Here is a 16,814-nt window from a genome sequence, read left to right on the forward strand (position 1 = left end):
AAAATGACAAAACCTAATCCAAAGGCCACATTAGCAAGCCCTTTAACGTTAGCCTGTGGCATTACCATTCCAAACCGAATTGCCAAATCTGCAATGAGTGAACAACTTGCTGATCGGCATGGTTCACCGACCACTGACTTACAGCAACTCTATGCAGCTTGGGCCAGAGGTGGAGCAGGGTTGTTAATTACCGGCAATGTCATGATTGACCATCGTGCTTTTGTGGAACCACGAAATGTGGTTTTAGAGTCAGCAGAATTTCTGCAAGCAAATAAGTTATGGGCTCAGGCTGCTCAAGCCAATGGCAGCAAAATTATTATGCAGATTAATCACCCAGGCCGTGTTGCGGTTTTGCCACTTTTGAAAAAGCCGATCGCGCCCTCAGCAGTCGGGCTTGATTTACCTGCTATGAATATTATTCGTATTCCACGAGCAATGACTGAAGCAGATATTTTAGAGCAAATTAAACGCTTTGCTAAAACCGCAGAGCTTGCTGTTAAAGCCGGGTTTGATGGCGTGCAGGTACATGCAGCACATGGCTATTTACTCTCACAATTTTTATCACCTCTAGCCAATGTTCGGACAGATAAGTGGGGCGGTAGTCCTGAAAACCGACGCCGTATGCTCATTGAAACAGTTCAGGCTGTGCGAGCTGCAATAGGCAAAGACAAAATATTAAGTGTAAAACTCAACTCTGCCGATTTTCAAAAAGGCGGATTAAGTCAGGAAGAATCGATAGACATTGCATTAGCTTTAGAAGCAGAAGGGATCGACCTATTAGAGATTTCAGGCGGGAATTATGAATCCCCTGCACAGTTAGGCTATGCGCCAGATTGTTCTGCTCAGCGTGATGCATATTTTATTGACTATGCCACTGCACTTCGTAAACAAAGCAAATTACCACTCATGTTAACAGGTGGACTGCGCGATGTAGATTTTATGAACCATATTGTTGCCAATGGTACGGTCGATTTGGTTGGATTGGCTCGACCTTTTGCAGTACAGCCTGATTTAGCCAAACAACTGTTAGCAGGAAAATCGGTATTAGAACCAGCAAAAATTCCAGCCATTGGATACAAACCTGTAGATGCCTATTTGCAACTCGCTTGGCATGCTTCGCAATTTCGCCGTATTAGTAGTGGACAAAAGCCGAAAGTGATTAAGGGCTTAGTACGTACATTGATTGCTTTTGGTCCACGTATGGGCTTTAACATTTTGACTCAGGATTAATGGTAAGTGCTTTTGATATATAAGGATTTATTATCATGAATAGTTTAATCAGACAAAACCATATCATTGTGCCGCGGCGTCCAGTATTTAATTTTACTGAAACCCCATATCATTGGATTTATGATGATCCCATAGTTTCACAAATATTAAATTCAATTAACCCAATTACACCTGCACCAGAGCGTTGGTTTTGTCAGACGTTTAGAGAAGCATTGCCTTATATTAAAGATGAAAAAATTAAAGAGGCAGCAATTGCTTTCATTAAACAAGAGGGTGCTCATAGTTATGGGCACACTCTTGGAACGCGACATATAGAAGCTTTGGGTATTGATTTAAGTCGTTATACCAAGATGACGAATTGGATATTTAATGACATGATTGGCCCAAAACCATTAGGCTATGAATTGAAGCATCCACGCTTAAAGTCGATGTGGCTAACGACCCGATTAGCAATGGTGGCCGCGGCTGAGCATCTGACTGGAGTATTAGGGGGATTGGGTTCTCAATGCAGAGGGGCTACAACAAGCACCTGTCGATTTGGAAATGTTACGTTTATTGCAATGGCATGGGGCTGAAGAGGTTGAGCACCGTGAAGTAGCCGATGCAATGTTTAGATATTTTAGCAATAGTAATGTACTTCGAGTGGGGGCAGCGGTTTTCACGTTTCCTCTATTTATTGTTTTGGCTTATGTTGCTGTCGAAAATCTAGTAGAACAAGATGCGCAATTACCACATCGTTTTCGTTTCAAAGATTATTTCCGAGCAGCTCGACAAGACCGTGTGCCTAAAGTTGATAATATAATATTTGCATGTTTGCGATACTTTAACCCCAACCACAGCCCTTTAAATGAAGGGTCAACTGAGCAAGCCTTAACTTTTTTATCTACAATAAAAGAACTTAACTAAATAAAAGCTTGTACGAATATTGCTTCTTTTAGGCTCAGAAATAATGAATAAGACCTTTTAATTCATCTTATTCATGGTCTATAGCCGCCATATGAGCGGCTATATAATCTTCGAACCCTTGCGTAATCTAGATAATATTTGAGCTATGTACCTTATTCATCAAATTGTAAAACAACTTTCCCTTTTGCTCGTCCAGTATTTACATATTGGAGCGCTTCTTTAATTTGAATAAAGTCATAGGTTTGGTCAACTACGGGTTTAATTTTTCCAGCTTCTACCAGTTCAGTAATTTTTGAGAGCTGTTGACCATTTGGCTGCATAAATAAAAATGTATAAGTAATGCCGCGTTTTTTTGCTTTATGTCGAATTGACCAGCTTAACATCGGAATAACACATTTTAGGAACCAGTTCGGATTAATTGCCTCTGCAAAAGCATGGTCAGGTGGTCCTGAAATACTAATAAGACGTCCACCACGTTTAAGAACGTTCAGTGATTTTTCTAAGGTTTTCCCGCCTTGTGTATCTAAGACTACGTCGTAATCTTTAAGTTCTTGCTCAAAGTCCATTGTTTTATAGTCAATGATGATGTCAGCACCTAGCTCTTTCACCCAACCACTGTTTTTGGCACTGGTTGTGGTTGCTACTGTAGCGCCAAGTGATTTGGCAAGTTGAATTGCAATTGAGCCAACACCGCCAGAACCTGCATGAATAAGTACTTTTTGACCAGCTTTAACTTTTGCAATTTCAACTAGTGCTTGCCATGAAGTTAAGGCAACTAATGGTAGGGCTGCCGCCTGTTCCATTGAAATATTTTGCGGTTTCAGTGCAAGTGAAGACTGTTGAACCACAGTATATTCAGCAAAAGCGCCGTTTAAATCTGTCTTGGCATAGACTTCATCTCCAGCTTTAAACTGGGTAACCTTCGATCCAACTTCTACGACTGTACCTGCAAAATCATTGCCTAATATAAAAGGAAACTTCACTGGGAGAATTGCTTTAAATTCACCCTCTAAAACTCTTAAGTCGAGAGGGTTAATGCTGGCTGCATGAACTTTAACGAGCACAGCGTCTGCTGTTAGTGGTGGTTGAGATTGTTCATCGAGCTGTACGTCATCAATGTTGCCATAACGGCTAATGTAGGCTGCTTTCATTTGAAACCTCTATTTCTCAAAATTATTTTAAAGTTTTATAGGCTTGGGTTTGTTCTAAACTTTCAAGCTACGGTGAATTAATTTGTCAAAGATCTTTGCAGGTGCAAATCGTCTTAACGCTTTTAAGCTTTTTGCAGTTTTTCCTGCTGTGTAGCGTGGCACAACATGTTGACTTTGAATGACCGCTAAAATTGTATTGGCAACCACACTCGGGTCATCTGACTTATTAATTGAATTAATCATTTGTTTATGTAGCTTTTGACGAGTTTGATCGTAAAAAGAAATTTTATTATCTGCTTCGAGCAAGTTTACTCCCAAAGAAGTATTAGTGTAAGCAGGTTCAATAAGTGACACACGAATGCCTTGAGATCTTAATTCGTGATCTAAAGATTCAGAGTAGCCTTCAAGTGCATGTTTTGATGCAGAGTAAAGTGCACCAAAAGGCAGAGGTAAAAGCCCAAGAATTGAACTGATATTTAAGATCAATCCTGAGTGTTTCTGGCGCATATGTGGAATCACAGCACGAGTCATTCGAACCGCACCAAAAAAATTGGTATCAAAAATAGCCTGTGCTTGCTGCATTGAACTTTCTTCGGCGCCAGCAGGTGCTATTGCAAACCCAGCATTATTAATTAAGACATCAATTTTTCCTTCGCTTGAGATGACTTTCTCAACGGCTTGGGCAACTGAATCATCTTGATTTACATCTAACTCAATAAGATGGAATTTGTATTTTGATGAATCTTTTGCTTGTCGGCTTGTGCCATAAACAATAAATCCAACCTCATGTAAAAGGTTTGCTGTTGCTAAACCAATACCAGAAGATGCACCTGTAATTAGAACTACTTTACCAGTCATACCATTTTTTCCAATTTGAAGGTGTTCGCTATTCAGTTTCACCTTGATATTTTCATCATAATCTAAAAACAAAATAGTTACTACTAAAATGATAGTGACTTTTATCGAATTTATTTCTAGTTTTTATTGGCTCATACGATTTTCAAACCAATTTCAAAATTAATGGAGAAAGAAATTGCATAAAAAAATAAAAACTCTGCAAATCATTCACCAACCTTAAAGCTCAATGTCGATGGAACTTTATTTACTTATCGTGAATTTGGGAAAAAGAAGGCACACCAATTATTCTGCTAAATCATTTTAGTGCTGTAATTGATGATTGGGATCCTAGAGCCATTGATGGGATTGCTAAAGAAAAGTGGAGCATCATCTTTGACAATCGGGGTGTTGGCGGTTCACAAGGAAAAACTCCAGCTACTGTTCAAGCAATGGCTGATGATGCGATTGAATTTGAAATACTGGGTTTAGTTTTATTAATTATTTACCCAGACGCAGGTTCCGGAAGAATATTTCAATTTCATCAAGACTTTGTGGGAAAGGTAATTCAGTTTTTAGAATAACTTCAATATTGTATAAAATGATGCCTCGGTTGACATCATTTTATACAGCTAGCTTTATACGATATTCTTTGAATTCCAGATAGTTAGAGCTTTACTCGCCGCATTTTCTGCTATTTGTGCTTCTGCACCTAATCCAACTATTAGATTAATACACATTGGAATTAGAATTTCGGTGGTTGGATTAGAGCAACTGGTAAAATGTTGCCCAAGCTCTAACATAATAAATCCATGCAGTGCACTCCATAACTGTGCCGCCATAACATCAGGGTCAATGTCTCGAATATATTTTGCTTCTATCAGATTGACACATTCTTGACGTAAGTATGAATAAGAATTTTTAAATGCTTCTGTACTTTCATTGGCTGAAGCTTCACTTCTCCGAAGTGGTGTATATCGTCCCTGAATAGACAAGCCAAACATCAAATCATAAAGATGCGGATTAGCCATAGCAAAATTTCGGCATTCTAAAGCCATTAAACACATGTTTGTCATTGGCTCGTCTGTGTTTTCTATACTTTTAAATAAACGAGCTTGTTGGGTAAATCCTTCGTCAGCTATGGCTTGCAGCAGCTCAGGCACCCCGCCAAAGTGAGTATAAACACCCATAGTGGACTGACCTGCTTCTAAAGCAACAGTTCTCGCTTTAATTTGAGAAGGACCTTGGTTTTCGATTATTCGCATTGCTGCTTCTAATAAACGTGTACGAGGACTTTTTTTTTCCATAACAAAGTTATTGCGCAATAAAAATAACATTGTTATATTAAACCATAACAATGTTATTGTTAATGCTTAGTAGCTACTAATTTCATATTTTTTCAATAAAAGTTAAGCAAAGCTGAATGGATTCTTCCAGCGAGATATCGAGCTTAGAGACATAAAATGTGGTGACTAGGATTGCATCATGAAGATACTTAAAAGTGCTGTTTTGTCAGCAGTAGCAATAAGTTTAGCGGCCTGTAGTCATTATTCTCAGTCGTTAAATACAAGTAATAGTAAGGCTAATGTTAGTCAAATAAAGAAGGGTTCTGAAATGATTAATAGTGAAATACAGAGAAAGCACATTAAATTGGAAACTCATGACAATGTGCTCATTGCTCACCTAGATGGCGGTCCTTATCAGTTAATGGGACTAGATATGGCTGAAGAGTTATCTGAACTATTAGATGACCTTGAAAAAAAGCATACATCTGTTGAGGCAGTAATTTTTACTGGAGATCATCCAGATTATTTTATTGCCCATGCTGATGTCCGTTGGTTACAAGAAGGTGGAGCTAGTATTCCAAAGCTGGGGCTAAAAACTTCTTCTTTGGTAGCACGTACATCTAAAAGTATTCGAGGGGTTCCAGGCTTAGAGCAGTTAGCGGAACTTACCCCTTTAGATGGTGGTATGCAATTAGATAAATTGCATGAAACTTTTTTACGAATGAATAGAAGTGGTGTCATTTTTATCGCAGCATTAAATGGCTCTGCTCTGGGTTTGGGTAGCGAGTTTGCACAAGCCTGTGACATCAGAATTATGGCTGATGGCGATTATGTGATTGGCCAACCTGAAGTTTTATTGGGTATTAATCCAGGTGGTGGAGGGACTCAGCGATTAACGAGATTAGTTGGAACTCATCGAGCGTTAATGATGATGCTTGAAGGAAAACCTGTATCTCCAAAAGTTGCGTTAGAAATTGGCTATGTAGATGAAGTCGTGCCTAAAGATCAGTTGATCGATAAAGCTTTAGAGCGAGCAATTTATTTAAGTAAACGTCCTAAAACAGCACGCGCTGCAATTAAGCGTGCGGCATATTTTGGTGGGTCGGAAACATTAGAAGAAGGTCTGCATAGAGAGCGAACTGAATTTATTCATATATCCCCAACAGAGACAGCACAAAAGCTCATGAAAGGCTATCTAGAGCAAACCGATCAACGTAAAAAATTACCTTTCTATGATGCTGAAGTATTTCAAGAAACTTTAAAGAGTGGCTCACTTCCATTAGCGTCTGAAGGAAATAAAAAATGAATAAAAATCAAGTAAATGTTTCTAAATATCAGGTTGTTAAAGAAGATATTCGTTTTGATTCAGGTGAAACTTATTGTTCTGCATGGCTATTTTTACCTAAAGGAGTAACAAAACCTCCTGTAGTTGTGCTTGGGCATGGCATCGGTGCAATCCGAGAAATGAGATTAGATGCTTTTGCAGAACGTTTTGCCCAAGCGGGTATTGCTGCTTTAGCCTTTACCTATCGATATCTTGGCGACAGTGGTGGTGAACCTCGCCAACTCATGTCTGTAAATCGCCAGTTAGATGATTGGGAAGCAGCTTTAAAATTTGTAAAAAACTATCCGTCGCTTGATGGTGAACGTGTAGGAATTTGGGGAAGTTCTTTCGGTGGAGGGCATGCAATTACTATTGCGAGCAGACATCCAGAACTTAAAGCCGCAATTGCACAGTGTCCGTTCACAGATGGTTTAGCTTCAGCATCTGCACTAGGCTTAAAAGATACCTTAAAAGTAATTCCAGTAGTAACCAAAGATTTATTTGCAAAACTATTTGGATTGCCACCAGTCATGGTGCCAATTGCAGCTCCTCCGGGACAACCCGCTCTTATGAACGCTCATGATGCCTTAGAGGGCTATCTAGCATTAATGCCAGAAGGCGTCGAATTCGTAAATTACTTAACCGCAAGAATTATTCCAGAAATTCTAAGATATCGACCTGGATTAGTCGCCTCTAAAATCCAGAGCCCAATACTCTTTTGTGTAAGTGATACCGATACAGTTACACCAGCAGGCCAAACTTTAAAACTCGTTAAACATGCTCCACGTGGTGTTATTAAGCGTTATGAAGCTGGGCATTTTGATTTTTATACAGGTCAGGCATTTGAGCAATTGGTCAAAGATCAAACTCAATTCCTTAAGCAAAATTTCAACTAATTTGCACTGAATTTATCAAAATTTGTAAAGGAACTACTATGCAATTTACTATGCTTTCAAAATTAAGGGCAGAGGAAGCCCCAAATGCTCACTGCATTTCAGACTCAAATATTTCTTTAACCAATGTTGAGTTTCATAAAGCTGTTCTTCGAGCAGCTGGCACAATGAATAGCCAAGGTATTTGTGAGGGTGAGGTCGTCGCACTTATGCTACCAAATCAAGTTGAATTTGTTGTTGCCATGTTCGCCGCATGGTATTTAGGAGCGGCTATAACTCCAATTAATCCTATGCTTACGCACAAAGAAGCAAATCATCAGTTAAAGGATTCAGGAGCAAAACTACTCATCAATTTAACAGGTGAGAAAATTGATAATAATGTCTCTTCAATAGCTGTGACTATGCTCAAGCATGGTGATGAGTTTCAACATGCTCCAGTTGTTAATCCTGAGGCATTGGCTTTATTAATATATACAAGTGGTACAACGGGTTTACCAAAAGGAGTCATGTTAGATCATTCAAATATTGTGGCTATGACAGAAATGGGGCGTGAGGGATTACAAATATCAGAAAAAGACCACTGCCTTTTGATTTTACCTTTATTCCACGTCAATGGAATTGTTGTGAGTATTCTTGTTCCCCTTGCTTCTGGTGGCCGTGTAACCATCCGTCAAAGATTTGATATAGAAACTTTCTTTACTGATATAGAGCATTTGCGCCCAACATATTTTTCAGCTGTACCTACCATTTATGCAATGTTATATGCCTTGCCTAAAGAGGTTGTGCCAGACGTATCAAGTTTACGTTATGGCATTTGTGGAGCTGCGCCTGCTTCAGCTGATTTACTCGTTAATTTTGAAAAGCGATATGGTTTTCCAATTGTAGAAGCATATGGCTTATCGGAAGGTACGTGTGGCTCTACATTAAATCCAGTGAATGGTATCAGAAAAGCTGGAACGGTAGGGCTGCCATTACCCGGTCAAAAAATAGCTATAGCTGATTTTAATGGAAAACATTTATCTGTAGGTGAAATCGGAGAAGTGTTGATTCAAGGTAAAAACGTTATGCGGGGTTATCTGAATAAACCAGAAGAAACAGCCAAAACGGTTGTAAATGGTTGGCTACACACAGGGGATATAGGTCGAATTGACGATGAGGGATATCTTTCAATCGTTGGGCGATTAAAAGAAATGATTATTCGCGGGGGCGAAAATATTTATCCAAAAGAAATTGAAGATACATTGCTCGAAGTATCCGAAGTTTTTGAAGCGGCTGTGATTGGTGTTTCTGATGAAAAATGGGGGGAAGTAGTTTGGGCATTTATATCCCTTAAGCCTAATGCCGAATGTTCAATTGATCAAATAAATCAGTATTGTAAGCAGCATTTGACTCGTTATAAGCAACCAGAAAAAGTGATTGTTCTTCCGACTCTTCCTAAAAATGCAGTTGGTAAAATTGATAAACCTAAGCTTCGTGGGCTATATCAAGTTCAGGGAGCATAAAATGTCGAAATTACTAAATATCGTCATGCATCTAAAAAATGGGTTGTCCAAAAGATAACAAGCTAGAGTGAGGAATTATTATGCGAAACACTTCTTCTGACAGCCCATTATTTGATTACGACTGGGTGGTTATAGGTTCTGGTTTTGGTGGTAGCGTTTCTGCCTTACGCTTAGCTGAAAAAGGCTATCGAGTTGCCGTATTAGAACGTGGAAAACGCTATAAAGATGAGGACTTGCCTAAATCGACTTGGCAACTCAGTAAATTTTTATGGGTACCTTCAATTGGATGGAAAGGAATCATGCGAATGAAGATTTTTCGCCATGTTTTTTTTCCTAGCCAATCTGCTGTTGGTGGTGGTAGTACGGTTTATGGGGGAGTTCTCTATCGGGCTAGGCCAGAGTTCTTTAAAAATCCTCAGTGGAATCATCTTAGTGATGATTGGCAACAGGTTTTAACGCCATTTTACGATAAAGCCGAATATATGCTGGGCGTAGAGACAATTAAATTTGATTCCACAAATCAAAATATTGCAAAAGAAATGGCAGCTCATTTTGATTGTAGTGATGGATTTAAACGATCTCCTACAGGTGTTTTTTTCGGTGAGCCAGGCAAAAAAGTGCCTGATCCTTATTTTGGTGGAGATGGTCCAGATCGCACTGGATGTATTCGCTGTGGCGCATGTATGGTTGGTTGTCGAGTCGGAGCAGTCAACTCATTAAGTAAAAACTATTTATGGTTTGCTGAAAAAAAAGGTGTTCAAATTTTACCAGAACATCAAGTTACTGATATTAAACCTTTAAATGCATCAGATGGAAGTGATGGCTATCGCGTTACAGTTCAAACAAAAGGGTTGTTCTTTACTAAAAAAATTACGTTTACGACTAAAGGTGTCGTGTTTGCAGGAGGCGCACTGGGAACTAATGAATTATTAGCCAATTGTAAATTTAATGGTTCACTACCGAATATCAGCAATAAATTAGGACAATTGGTGCGTACCAATAGTGAATCTGTGCTTAATGTAAGATTGCCCAAAGATCTAAAAACGTGGAATGACGTTACTGCAAGTAGCAGTGTACATATTGATCAAAACACACATATTGAGTTTTTGACCTATGGGCGACATGCGGACTTTATGAGTTTGATGTATACCGTTTTAGTGGGTAACGGAAATCGATTAACACGCCCACTAAAATGGTTGTGGCAAATTGTGCGGCATCCGGCACAATGGCTGAAAACAGTGTCACCTATTGGGTGGAGTCAGCACATGATTACGTTGTTGGTCATGCAATCTCTAGATAACTCAATCCAATTTTTACCTAAAAAGCGTTGGTTTGGTTCTGGATATAAATTAATTACTAAGCAGAATAGTGATAAGCCAAATCCAACATATATTGATATTGCCAATCAGGCTGCACAGTGGGTAGCTGATTATACAGGTGGTGTTGCGCAGAGTAATATTTTAGAAGCAATAGCTGATATCCCGACGACAGCACATGTTTTAGGTGGGGCTGTCATTGGAAAAGATGCTGCTCATGGTGTGATTGATCGTAATTTACAAATATTTGGATATAAAAACTTATTGGTTTGTGACGGATCAGCAATGCCAGCAAATCCTGGGGTAAATCCAGCTTTAACAATTACTGCTTTAGCTGAATATGCAATGTCTAAAGTAATAGAACCCTAGAGATATCCAACCTTTAAGTCTTGAACTGTTGATCAGTAATTTTAAGGGCTGTTTTGTGTATCAACATGAAGCAGTCCTTTTTTATTTCATTTAATTTTTGCAAGAAATTCAAGTAAATAATAGTTAGTACTAAAAAGATAGTGACAAACTGAATTTATCAATATATAGTTAATATTAAATCGATACCTACTCTGTTTTTATCTTTTCTCTCTTTGAAAGATCACTCATAAAAACAGATGAATCAGATCAATGAATTAAATTTGAGGATCAGAGAAATGAATTTTTTATTAAATACAGTTGCTATGAGTTTGACGGCGGTATTTATTTTTAGTGCTCCCTTAACTCAGGCCGAGACTGTGGAATCACTCTCTTTTAGCACCCCCTTAACTAAGGCTAATGAAGTGTCAAAAAACAGTGTTATCAATCAGCAAGCTGGTCAAAATTCCCAACTCAATACAAATTGGACAAATGTCCCAACTCAATTTATTAGTGCAGGTGGCGTTAACTTCGCTTACCGAGAATATGGTCAACAAAACGGTGGAACGCCTGTCATTTTTTTAAACCATTTAGCTGCTGTACTAGATAACTGGGATCCACGAATTATTGATGGAATTGCGGCTAAACATCATGTTGTTGTGTTTGATAATCGCGGCGTTGGTGCTTCGACTGGTGAACCAGCAAAGTCAATTGAACAAATGGCAGATGATGCGATTACTTTCATTCAAGCAAAAGGCTTTAAGCAGGTTGATTTATTCGGCTTCTCGATGGGCGGCATGATTTCACAAGAGATTGTGCTAAAACAGCCGAATTTGGTTCGAAAAATGATTTTATCGGGAACTGGTCCTGCGGGCGGTACTGGAATTAGTACAGTCGGTCGAGTTTCTAATTGGGATTTAGTTCGCGGAATGGTAACTGGTCAAGACCCTAAGGTTTATCTTTTCTTCACTCGTACAGAAAATGGTAAAGCTTCTGCAAAAGCCTTTATTCAACGTATTAATGAACGTACTGAAAACCGAGATAAAGAAATTACTATTTCTGCATATCGTGCCCAGCTCAAAGCATTAAAAAAATGGGGAAGTAAAAAACCTGCTGACCTTTCTGTGATTCAACAACCTGTTCTTGTTGCCAACGGTGATCATGACCGAATGGTGCCAACAGTAAATACTTATGATTTAGCAAAGCGTTTACCAAATAGCTCACTTGTTATCTATCCAGATGCAGGTCATGGGGGAATATTTCAGTTTAATGAAGATTTTGTAAAACAATCACTTACATTCTTAGCTAAATAAGAACTTAAAATTAGGACTATGACCATGACAACAATTACACACCAAACAGCCGAGACCCAATTCATTGAAGTAGATGGAGCAAATTTTGCCTATCGTCGATGGGGTAACTCAAATGCAGGGCAACCACCGCTATTTTTTCTTCAGCATTTCCGAGGTGGTTTAGACAATTGGGATCCACTGATTACTGATGGTTTAGCGCAAGGGCGTGAAGTCATTTTGTTTAACGGTCGCGGCATTGCTTCATCTACTGGCCAGCCCCGTACTCGCATTGAAGATATGGCAGACGACGCGGCAGCAGTCATTCGTGCATTAGGTTTAAAGCAGGTTGACCTATTAGGCTTTTCACTGGGCGGGTTTCAGGCACAAGATTTAGTACGCCGCCATCCTGAACTCGTCAGAAAACTAATGCTTTTAGGTACGGGACCAAGAGGTGGCAAACCACGCGGTGATGACCCAGAAGTAGCTGCATTGGTATTGAAACATGCAACAACTGCTGTGCCATCTGAAGAAGACTTCCTCTTTTTATTTTTTGGCCGATCTGAAGCCGCTATTCAGGCGGGGCATGAATTTTGGCAACGTCGCCATGAGCGTAAAAACCAAGATCCAGCAAGTTCAGTTGAAGTCATGCAGGCACAGATAGAAGCCAATATGCATTTTTTACCTAAACTTGATGAACAAGATCCTTTTGCACATTTACGTGAGATTAAACAACCTACTTTCATTTTAAATGGTGTCGATGATGTGATGATTCCGACCATCAATGCATATCACATGGCACTTAACATTCCAAACGCTCAGCTATTTATTTATCCCGATGCAGGACATGGTGCCCAATTTCAGTACCCTGAACGCTTCGTAAAACATGCAATACAGTTTTTAGATGAATAATACCATGAGTTCGGTCCATTCAATTTGATGAATTAAGAAGATAAAAATGATGAAATTTAAATTATTGCTGTGGATGCTGACCAAGCTCATGCAGCGTGCTGTAAAAAAGAACCCGAAATGCGCAGCTTATGTGAAAGATAAAAATGTCATCTTTCAGATTCAAACAGCAAGTGGTGAAGGCCGCTATTTCGAAGTGAAAAATGGCAAGATTAACTCTTACTCGGGGCTAACCAAGTCACCAAGTTTTACCTTTACGTTTAAAACGGGTAGCAAAGGGTTTGCAGTGTTGTCAGCCAAAGACAGTGTGAACACTTTTTTAACTGCACTTAGAACACAAGACCTTGTCATTACCGGAAATTTTGTGGATGTGATGTGGTTTCAAAGTTTAGTGGACTTTATTCAACCCCATTCAAAACCCTCTTTAACTGTGTGAGATAAGCCATGACTCATCTGCAATTAAAAACGAATCTTTTGAATCAGCCTTTAACTTTACCGAATGGTGTCATCATTCCAAACCGGTTAGCGAAGGCTGCAACCAGTGAAACTTTAGCCAGCTATTCAAATAATCCAAACGAAAAACATGTTCGGCTATATCAGCGTTGGGCCGCATCAGGGATTGGGATGATCATAACTGGCAACATTATGATTGACCGCAAAGCCTTAGGTGAGGCTGGTAATGTAGTGGTTGAGGATGAACGTGATTTTGCAATTTTACAGAAATGGGCAAAAACCGTGACCGAACAAGGTTCTCAATTATGGGCACAGTTAAATCATCCGGGAAAACAATCACCGAAAGGATTAAATGTACGGAATATTTCTGCATCGGCAGTGCCATTTGGTGCAGAAATGCAGTCTTTATTTGCAACACCTGATGAAGCAACACACGAAGAGATTTTAGAAATTATTCAGCGTTTTGGGCGTAGCGCTGCGATATGTAAAAAGGCTGGCTTTAGTGGAGTTGAGATTCACGCTGCGCATGGTTATCTGATTAACCAGTTTTTGTCACCTTTGCACAATTTAAGAAATGATGAGTGGGGTGGTACACCAGAAAAACGTCGCCGTTTCTTAATGGAAGTTTATGCAGAGATCCGAAAACAAGTCGGTAAAGAGTTTCCTATTGCGATTAAGCTTAACTCGGCAGACTTTCAAAAAGGCGGGTTTACCGAGCAAGATTCTTTAGAAACCATTCAGGCATTAGCGAATGCAGGCATTGACCTGATTGAAATATCGGGTGGTACTTACGAATCTGGTGTAGCCAAAGCTCCACAAAAAGCATCGACAATCGCACGCGAAGCTTTCTTTATTGATTTCGCAGAAAAAGTGAGATTACTCGTAAAAACGCCGTTGATGGTAACAGGTGGATTCCGAACTGTAGAAGGTATGGATCAAGCTTTGCAGTCCCATGCATGTGATGTCATTGGAATTGCAAGACTTATGGCAATTGAACCTGATGTACCCAAATCTTTACTGGCAGGAAAAAATGGTTTTCAGTCAGTGCAACCCATCAAAACTGGCATCAAAAAAATTGATAGTCTGGGGATTATGGAAGTACTTTGGTATACCCAACAACTCAAACGGATTGGTAAAGGTAAAGAGCCGAAACCTAAGGAAAGTGGGTTATGGGCATTTATTAAATCAGTTTTACTCAGTGGTTGGGGAACTTATGCCACCCAACGTAGCCGAGCAAAATAACCCATTTACTTTACATCAGGCCAATAAAAAGCACTCCAATTGAGTGCTTTTATATTTAAATCATTCATTACTTTTGACTGATCGGGCGAGTACCAATTTCGGCTCCCGTCACTTGGTCAATTACAATAGGTTTGATTTCAGTGCCTTGTTCTGCATCAATGAAAGTTACCATTTTCTCAGGTTGCTCAAAGGGTTTATATTTTCGACCCCATGCACCAATCACAAATAAAGCTGGTAAAAAATCTTTACCTGCTTGAGTTAATACATACTCTTCACGTGGTGGGTGTTCAGAATATTGTCTTTTTTCGAGTAAGCCTTCTTCTACTAAAACAGATAACCGTTTTGTTAGCATGGTTGGTGCAATACCTAAGCTTTTACGGAACTGATCAAAACGAGTGAAACCCGCATGAGCATCTCGTAATATCAACATGCTCCACGCATCACCTAGTACAGAAAGGCTTCTGGCGATTGGGCAGACTTCTAGATTGCTATTTTTACTCATATCGAATTAATAAACTCAATAGTAACTACTAAAACAATACTAACACAAAGTAGCGAATTAAGCGAGTTTGAATGCTAAATATACAATAATAACTCTATGTCCCGAGTCAATTTTGAACTATGTCTGCACTAGGCTGACTTTCTAATAACTTGGATAAATTATTTTCAAGCCAAGTAGTTAAATCAAAAAGTCGTTCGGAAGCCTCGCGTCCAAAGTCAGTTAATTGATAATCTACGCGAGGCGGTATTTCCGCATAATCCTGACGTACGATAAAACCATCGTGCTCAAGCGTTTTTAGGGTTTGTGCCAACATCTTTTCACTAATGCCATCAATAATTTTCTTTAACTCATTAAAACGCAGACGTTGATCTCGAAGTGCAACTAAAATCAAGACACTCCAACGGCTCGTGAGAGTTAATAAAATTTTTCGAGAGGGACAATCTGCTGCAAAAACGTATCCTTTCATCGCGTACCACCTTCATTACAAAAGTTTACATTTGTTTCTAAACTTACTTTTAGGTAAGTACTTACTTTTAGTAAGTTAAGGTACTACGATGATTGGAATATATCAACTACATCAGATGGAGATCATCATGCGTATTGCAGTTACTGGTGCATCAGGTCAACTCGGCCAATTGGTTATTTCTCAATTACTCGAACGGACTGACGCAAAAAATATTGTCGCATTAGTTCGCAATCCAGAAAAAGCATCAGATTTAAGCTCAAAAGGGATCGAAGTGCGTGCTTTTGATTATGGCCATGACGCAGATAAACTTTCGGTTCAATTGGCTGGTATTGATAAGCTTTTATTAATCTCATCGAGTGAAGTTGGTCAACGTACAGTACAACACCAAAATGTGATTAATGCGGCAAAACTTGCAGACGTAAAATTTATTGTTTACACGAGTTTATTAAATGCAGATACATCACCACTTCTATTAGCACAAGAACATGTTGAAACTGAACAATATTTAAAAAAATCGGATATCCCATATACGCTATTACGTAATAACTGGTACAACGAAAATTATGCGATGGGACTTGCACAAGCAGTTGAGCATGGCAAAATTTTTGGGGCAACCCATCACGGCAAAATTGCTTCTGCTTCGCGCTTAGACTATGCGACTGCTGCCGCTGTGGTATTAACGCAAGACGGGCATGAGAATAAAGTTTATGAACTAGCAGGCGATGCGAGTTATACCCTTGACGATGTTGCAAAATGGGCAAGTGAAATTAGCAAAAAAGAAGTCATTTACCAAGACCTACCAGAAGAGGAATATAAAGCGCTCTTGGTACAATTGGGCATACCAGAAGGGTTTGCTGGCATCTTGGCAGATTCAGATGAAGGCGTATCTAAAGGTGGTTTGTATAGTGATAGCAAAGATCTGCACCAGTTAATTGGTCGTGCCACTACCAGTATGCAAGAGACGATTAAAGAATTCTTATCTTAAGTTAACGCTATAACTCTTATCTAAGAACAAAAGGCTTAAATTGTTCAGATTTAGGCCTTTTGTATATTTAAATAAATAGGTTTTCCATCATTAATAATGTGCAAAGTAAGTTGACCCGATCAGATTTTTTCCTGATGTATAGTGCAACTTTATTTGAGATGTAGACTTTACTGAAATATAT

At 39.2% G+C, this 16,814-nt stretch carries 16 protein-coding genes and 1 pseudogene; 12 read left to right on the forward strand and 5 right to left on the reverse strand.

The window, feature by feature from the left end:
• The first annotated feature begins 3 nt into the window (after positions 1-3).
• Together K6I41_RS08490 and K6I41_RS08495 are read left to right on the forward strand one after the other, a co-directional pair.
• Positions 4-1,230 carry an NADH:flavin oxidoreductase/NADH oxidase family protein gene (locus K6I41_RS08490; protein WP_250375630.1) on the forward strand — a complete coding sequence of 409 codons (1,227 nt, stop codon included), beginning with the start codon at positions 4-6 and terminating at the stop codon, positions 1,228-1,230.
• Positions 1,231-1,265: 35 nt separating this feature from the next.
• Positions 1,266-2,136, forward strand: a pseudogene (locus tag K6I41_RS08495) (metal-dependent hydrolase).
• A 152-nt stretch (positions 2,137-2,288) separates the two neighbouring features.
• Here the strand turns inward: K6I41_RS08495 and K6I41_RS08500 are convergent.
• Together K6I41_RS08500 and K6I41_RS08505 are read right to left on the reverse strand one after the other, a co-directional pair.
• The gene (locus tag K6I41_RS08500; RefSeq protein WP_151826805.1) at positions 2,289-3,287 is read right to left on the reverse strand and encodes an NADP-dependent oxidoreductase; all 999 of its coding nucleotides are present in this window, start codon (positions 3,285-3,287) and stop codon (positions 2,289-2,291) included.
• 54 nt (positions 3,288-3,341) lie between these two features.
• The gene (locus K6I41_RS08505) at positions 3,342-4,145 is read right to left on the reverse strand and encodes an oxidoreductase (protein ID WP_250375631.1); all 804 of its coding nucleotides are present in this window, start codon (positions 4,143-4,145) and stop codon (positions 3,342-3,344) included.
• 428 nt (positions 4,146-4,573) lie between these two features.
• On the opposite strand from K6I41_RS08505, the gene K6I41_RS19165 reads away from it, so the two are divergent.
• Positions 4,574-4,705, forward strand: coding sequence for a hypothetical protein (locus tag K6I41_RS19165; protein ID WP_284453898.1), 132 nt, complete (start codon positions 4,574-4,576; stop codon positions 4,703-4,705).
• A gap of 54 nt (positions 4,706-4,759) precedes the next feature.
• Here K6I41_RS19165 and K6I41_RS08510 read toward each other — a convergent pair whose 3' ends face one another.
• A complete protein-coding gene (locus tag K6I41_RS08510) occupies positions 4,760-5,458 on the reverse strand; it encodes a TetR/AcrR family transcriptional regulator (RefSeq protein ID WP_250375632.1) in 699 nt (232 codons plus the stop codon).
• 148 nt (positions 5,459-5,606) lie between these two features.
• On the opposite strand from K6I41_RS08510, the gene K6I41_RS08515 reads away from it, so the two are divergent.
• The 8 genes from K6I41_RS08515 to K6I41_RS08550 all read left to right on the forward strand — a co-directional run bounded on the left by K6I41_RS08515 (position 5,607) and on the right by K6I41_RS08550 (position 14,680).
• Positions 5,607-6,713, forward strand: coding sequence for an enoyl-CoA hydratase/isomerase family protein (locus K6I41_RS08515; protein WP_250375633.1), 1,107 nt, complete (start codon positions 5,607-5,609; stop codon positions 6,711-6,713).
• Positions 6,710-7,627: an alpha/beta hydrolase gene (locus K6I41_RS08520; protein WP_250375634.1), complete on the forward strand. Its 918-nt coding sequence runs from the start codon at positions 6,710-6,712 to the stop codon at positions 7,625-7,627. The genes K6I41_RS08515 and K6I41_RS08520 overlap by 4 nt, the downstream gene beginning before the upstream one ends.
• A 38-nt stretch (positions 7,628-7,665) precedes the next feature.
• Entirely contained in the window at positions 7,666-9,126 is a 1,461-nt protein-coding gene (locus tag K6I41_RS08525) for a class I adenylate-forming enzyme family protein (protein WP_250375635.1), read from the forward strand.
• Positions 9,127-9,206: 80 nt separating this feature from the next.
• Positions 9,207-10,811: a GMC oxidoreductase gene (locus K6I41_RS08530; protein WP_250375636.1), complete on the forward strand. Its 1,605-nt coding sequence runs from the start codon at positions 9,207-9,209 to the stop codon at positions 10,809-10,811.
• A 275-nt stretch (positions 10,812-11,086) separates the two neighbouring features.
• The gene (locus K6I41_RS08535; protein ID WP_250375637.1) at positions 11,087-12,100 is read left to right on the forward strand and encodes an alpha/beta fold hydrolase; all 1,014 of its coding nucleotides are present in this window, start codon (positions 11,087-11,089) and stop codon (positions 12,098-12,100) included.
• A 24-nt stretch (positions 12,101-12,124) separates the two neighbouring features.
• The gene (locus K6I41_RS08540; protein ID WP_151822943.1) at positions 12,125-12,988 is read left to right on the forward strand and encodes an alpha/beta fold hydrolase; all 864 of its coding nucleotides are present in this window, start codon (positions 12,125-12,127) and stop codon (positions 12,986-12,988) included.
• A gap of 46 nt (positions 12,989-13,034) precedes the next feature.
• The gene (locus K6I41_RS08545) at positions 13,035-13,421 is read left to right on the forward strand and encodes a helicase (protein ID WP_198308241.1); all 387 of its coding nucleotides are present in this window, start codon (positions 13,035-13,037) and stop codon (positions 13,419-13,421) included.
• An 8-nt stretch (positions 13,422-13,429) separates the two neighbouring features.
• Complete coding sequence (locus tag K6I41_RS08550; RefSeq protein WP_151768045.1) at positions 13,430-14,680, forward strand: NADH:flavin oxidoreductase/NADH oxidase family protein; 1,251 nt, start codon at positions 13,430-13,432, stop codon at positions 14,678-14,680.
• Between the two features lie 67 nt (positions 14,681-14,747).
• Here K6I41_RS08550 and K6I41_RS08555 read toward each other — a convergent pair whose 3' ends face one another.
• The gene (locus K6I41_RS08555) at positions 14,748-15,182 is read right to left on the reverse strand and encodes a winged helix-turn-helix transcriptional regulator (RefSeq protein WP_005305679.1); all 435 of its coding nucleotides are present in this window, start codon (positions 15,180-15,182) and stop codon (positions 14,748-14,750) included.
• Positions 15,183-15,288: 106 nt separating this feature from the next.
• On the reverse strand, positions 15,289-15,648 hold the full coding sequence (locus tag K6I41_RS08560; RefSeq protein ID WP_003651924.1) for a winged helix-turn-helix transcriptional regulator: 360 nt from the start codon (positions 15,646-15,648) through the stop codon (positions 15,289-15,291).
• Between the two features lie 127 nt (positions 15,649-15,775).
• On the opposite strand from K6I41_RS08560, the gene K6I41_RS08565 reads away from it, so the two are divergent.
• The gene (locus K6I41_RS08565) at positions 15,776-16,633 is read left to right on the forward strand and encodes an SDR family oxidoreductase (RefSeq protein WP_250375638.1); all 858 of its coding nucleotides are present in this window, start codon (positions 15,776-15,778) and stop codon (positions 16,631-16,633) included.
• Positions 16,634-16,814 lie beyond the last annotated feature (181 nt).

The organism is Acinetobacter sp. AS23, assembly GCF_023612055.1.
GTDB lineage: Bacteria > Pseudomonadota > Gammaproteobacteria > Pseudomonadales > Moraxellaceae > Acinetobacter > Acinetobacter oleivorans.

What these genes read in the sequence shown, in the direction of transcription:
- K6I41_RS08565 (WP_250375638.1), top strand. Translation starts at nt 15,776, where the DNA reads ATGCGTATTGCAGTTACTGGTGCATCAGGTCAACTCGGCCAATTGGTT.
- K6I41_RS08530 (WP_250375636.1), top strand. Translation starts at nt 9,207, where the DNA reads ATGCGAAACACTTCTTCTGACAGCCCATTATTTGATTACGACTGGGTG.
- K6I41_RS08560 (WP_003651924.1), bottom strand. Translation starts at nt 15,648, where the DNA reads ATGAAAGGATACGTTTTTGCAGCAGATTGTCCCTCTCGAAAAATTTTA.
- K6I41_RS19165 (WP_284453898.1), top strand. Translation starts at nt 4,574, where the DNA reads ATGGCTGATGATGCGATTGAATTTGAAATACTGGGTTTAGTTTTATTA.
- K6I41_RS08520 (WP_250375634.1), top strand. Translation starts at nt 6,710, where the DNA reads ATGAATAAAAATCAAGTAAATGTTTCTAAATATCAGGTTGTTAAAGAA.
- K6I41_RS08500 (WP_151826805.1), bottom strand. Translation starts at nt 3,287, where the DNA reads ATGAAAGCAGCCTACATTAGCCGTTATGGCAACATTGATGACGTACAG.
- K6I41_RS08510 (WP_250375632.1), bottom strand. Translation starts at nt 5,458, where the DNA reads ATGTTATTTTTATTGCGCAATAACTTTGTTATGGAAAAAAAAAGTCCT.
- K6I41_RS08535 (WP_250375637.1), top strand. Translation starts at nt 11,087, where the DNA reads ATGAATTTTTTATTAAATACAGTTGCTATGAGTTTGACGGCGGTATTT.
- K6I41_RS08490 (WP_250375630.1), top strand. Translation starts at nt 4, where the DNA reads ATGACAAAACCTAATCCAAAGGCCACATTAGCAAGCCCTTTAACGTTA.
- K6I41_RS08515 (WP_250375633.1), top strand. Translation starts at nt 5,607, where the DNA reads ATGAAGATACTTAAAAGTGCTGTTTTGTCAGCAGTAGCAATAAGTTTA.
- K6I41_RS08540 (WP_151822943.1), top strand. Translation starts at nt 12,125, where the DNA reads ATGACAACAATTACACACCAAACAGCCGAGACCCAATTCATTGAAGTA.
- K6I41_RS08550 (WP_151768045.1), top strand. Translation starts at nt 13,430, where the DNA reads ATGACTCATCTGCAATTAAAAACGAATCTTTTGAATCAGCCTTTAACT.
- K6I41_RS08505 (WP_250375631.1), bottom strand. Translation starts at nt 4,145, where the DNA reads ATGACTGGTAAAGTAGTTCTAATTACAGGTGCATCTTCTGGTATTGGT.
- K6I41_RS08555 (WP_005305679.1), bottom strand. Translation starts at nt 15,182, where the DNA reads ATGAGTAAAAATAGCAATCTAGAAGTCTGCCCAATCGCCAGAAGCCTT.
- K6I41_RS08545 (WP_198308241.1), top strand. Translation starts at nt 13,035, where the DNA reads ATGATGAAATTTAAATTATTGCTGTGGATGCTGACCAAGCTCATGCAG.
- K6I41_RS08525 (WP_250375635.1), top strand. Translation starts at nt 7,666, where the DNA reads ATGCAATTTACTATGCTTTCAAAATTAAGGGCAGAGGAAGCCCCAAAT.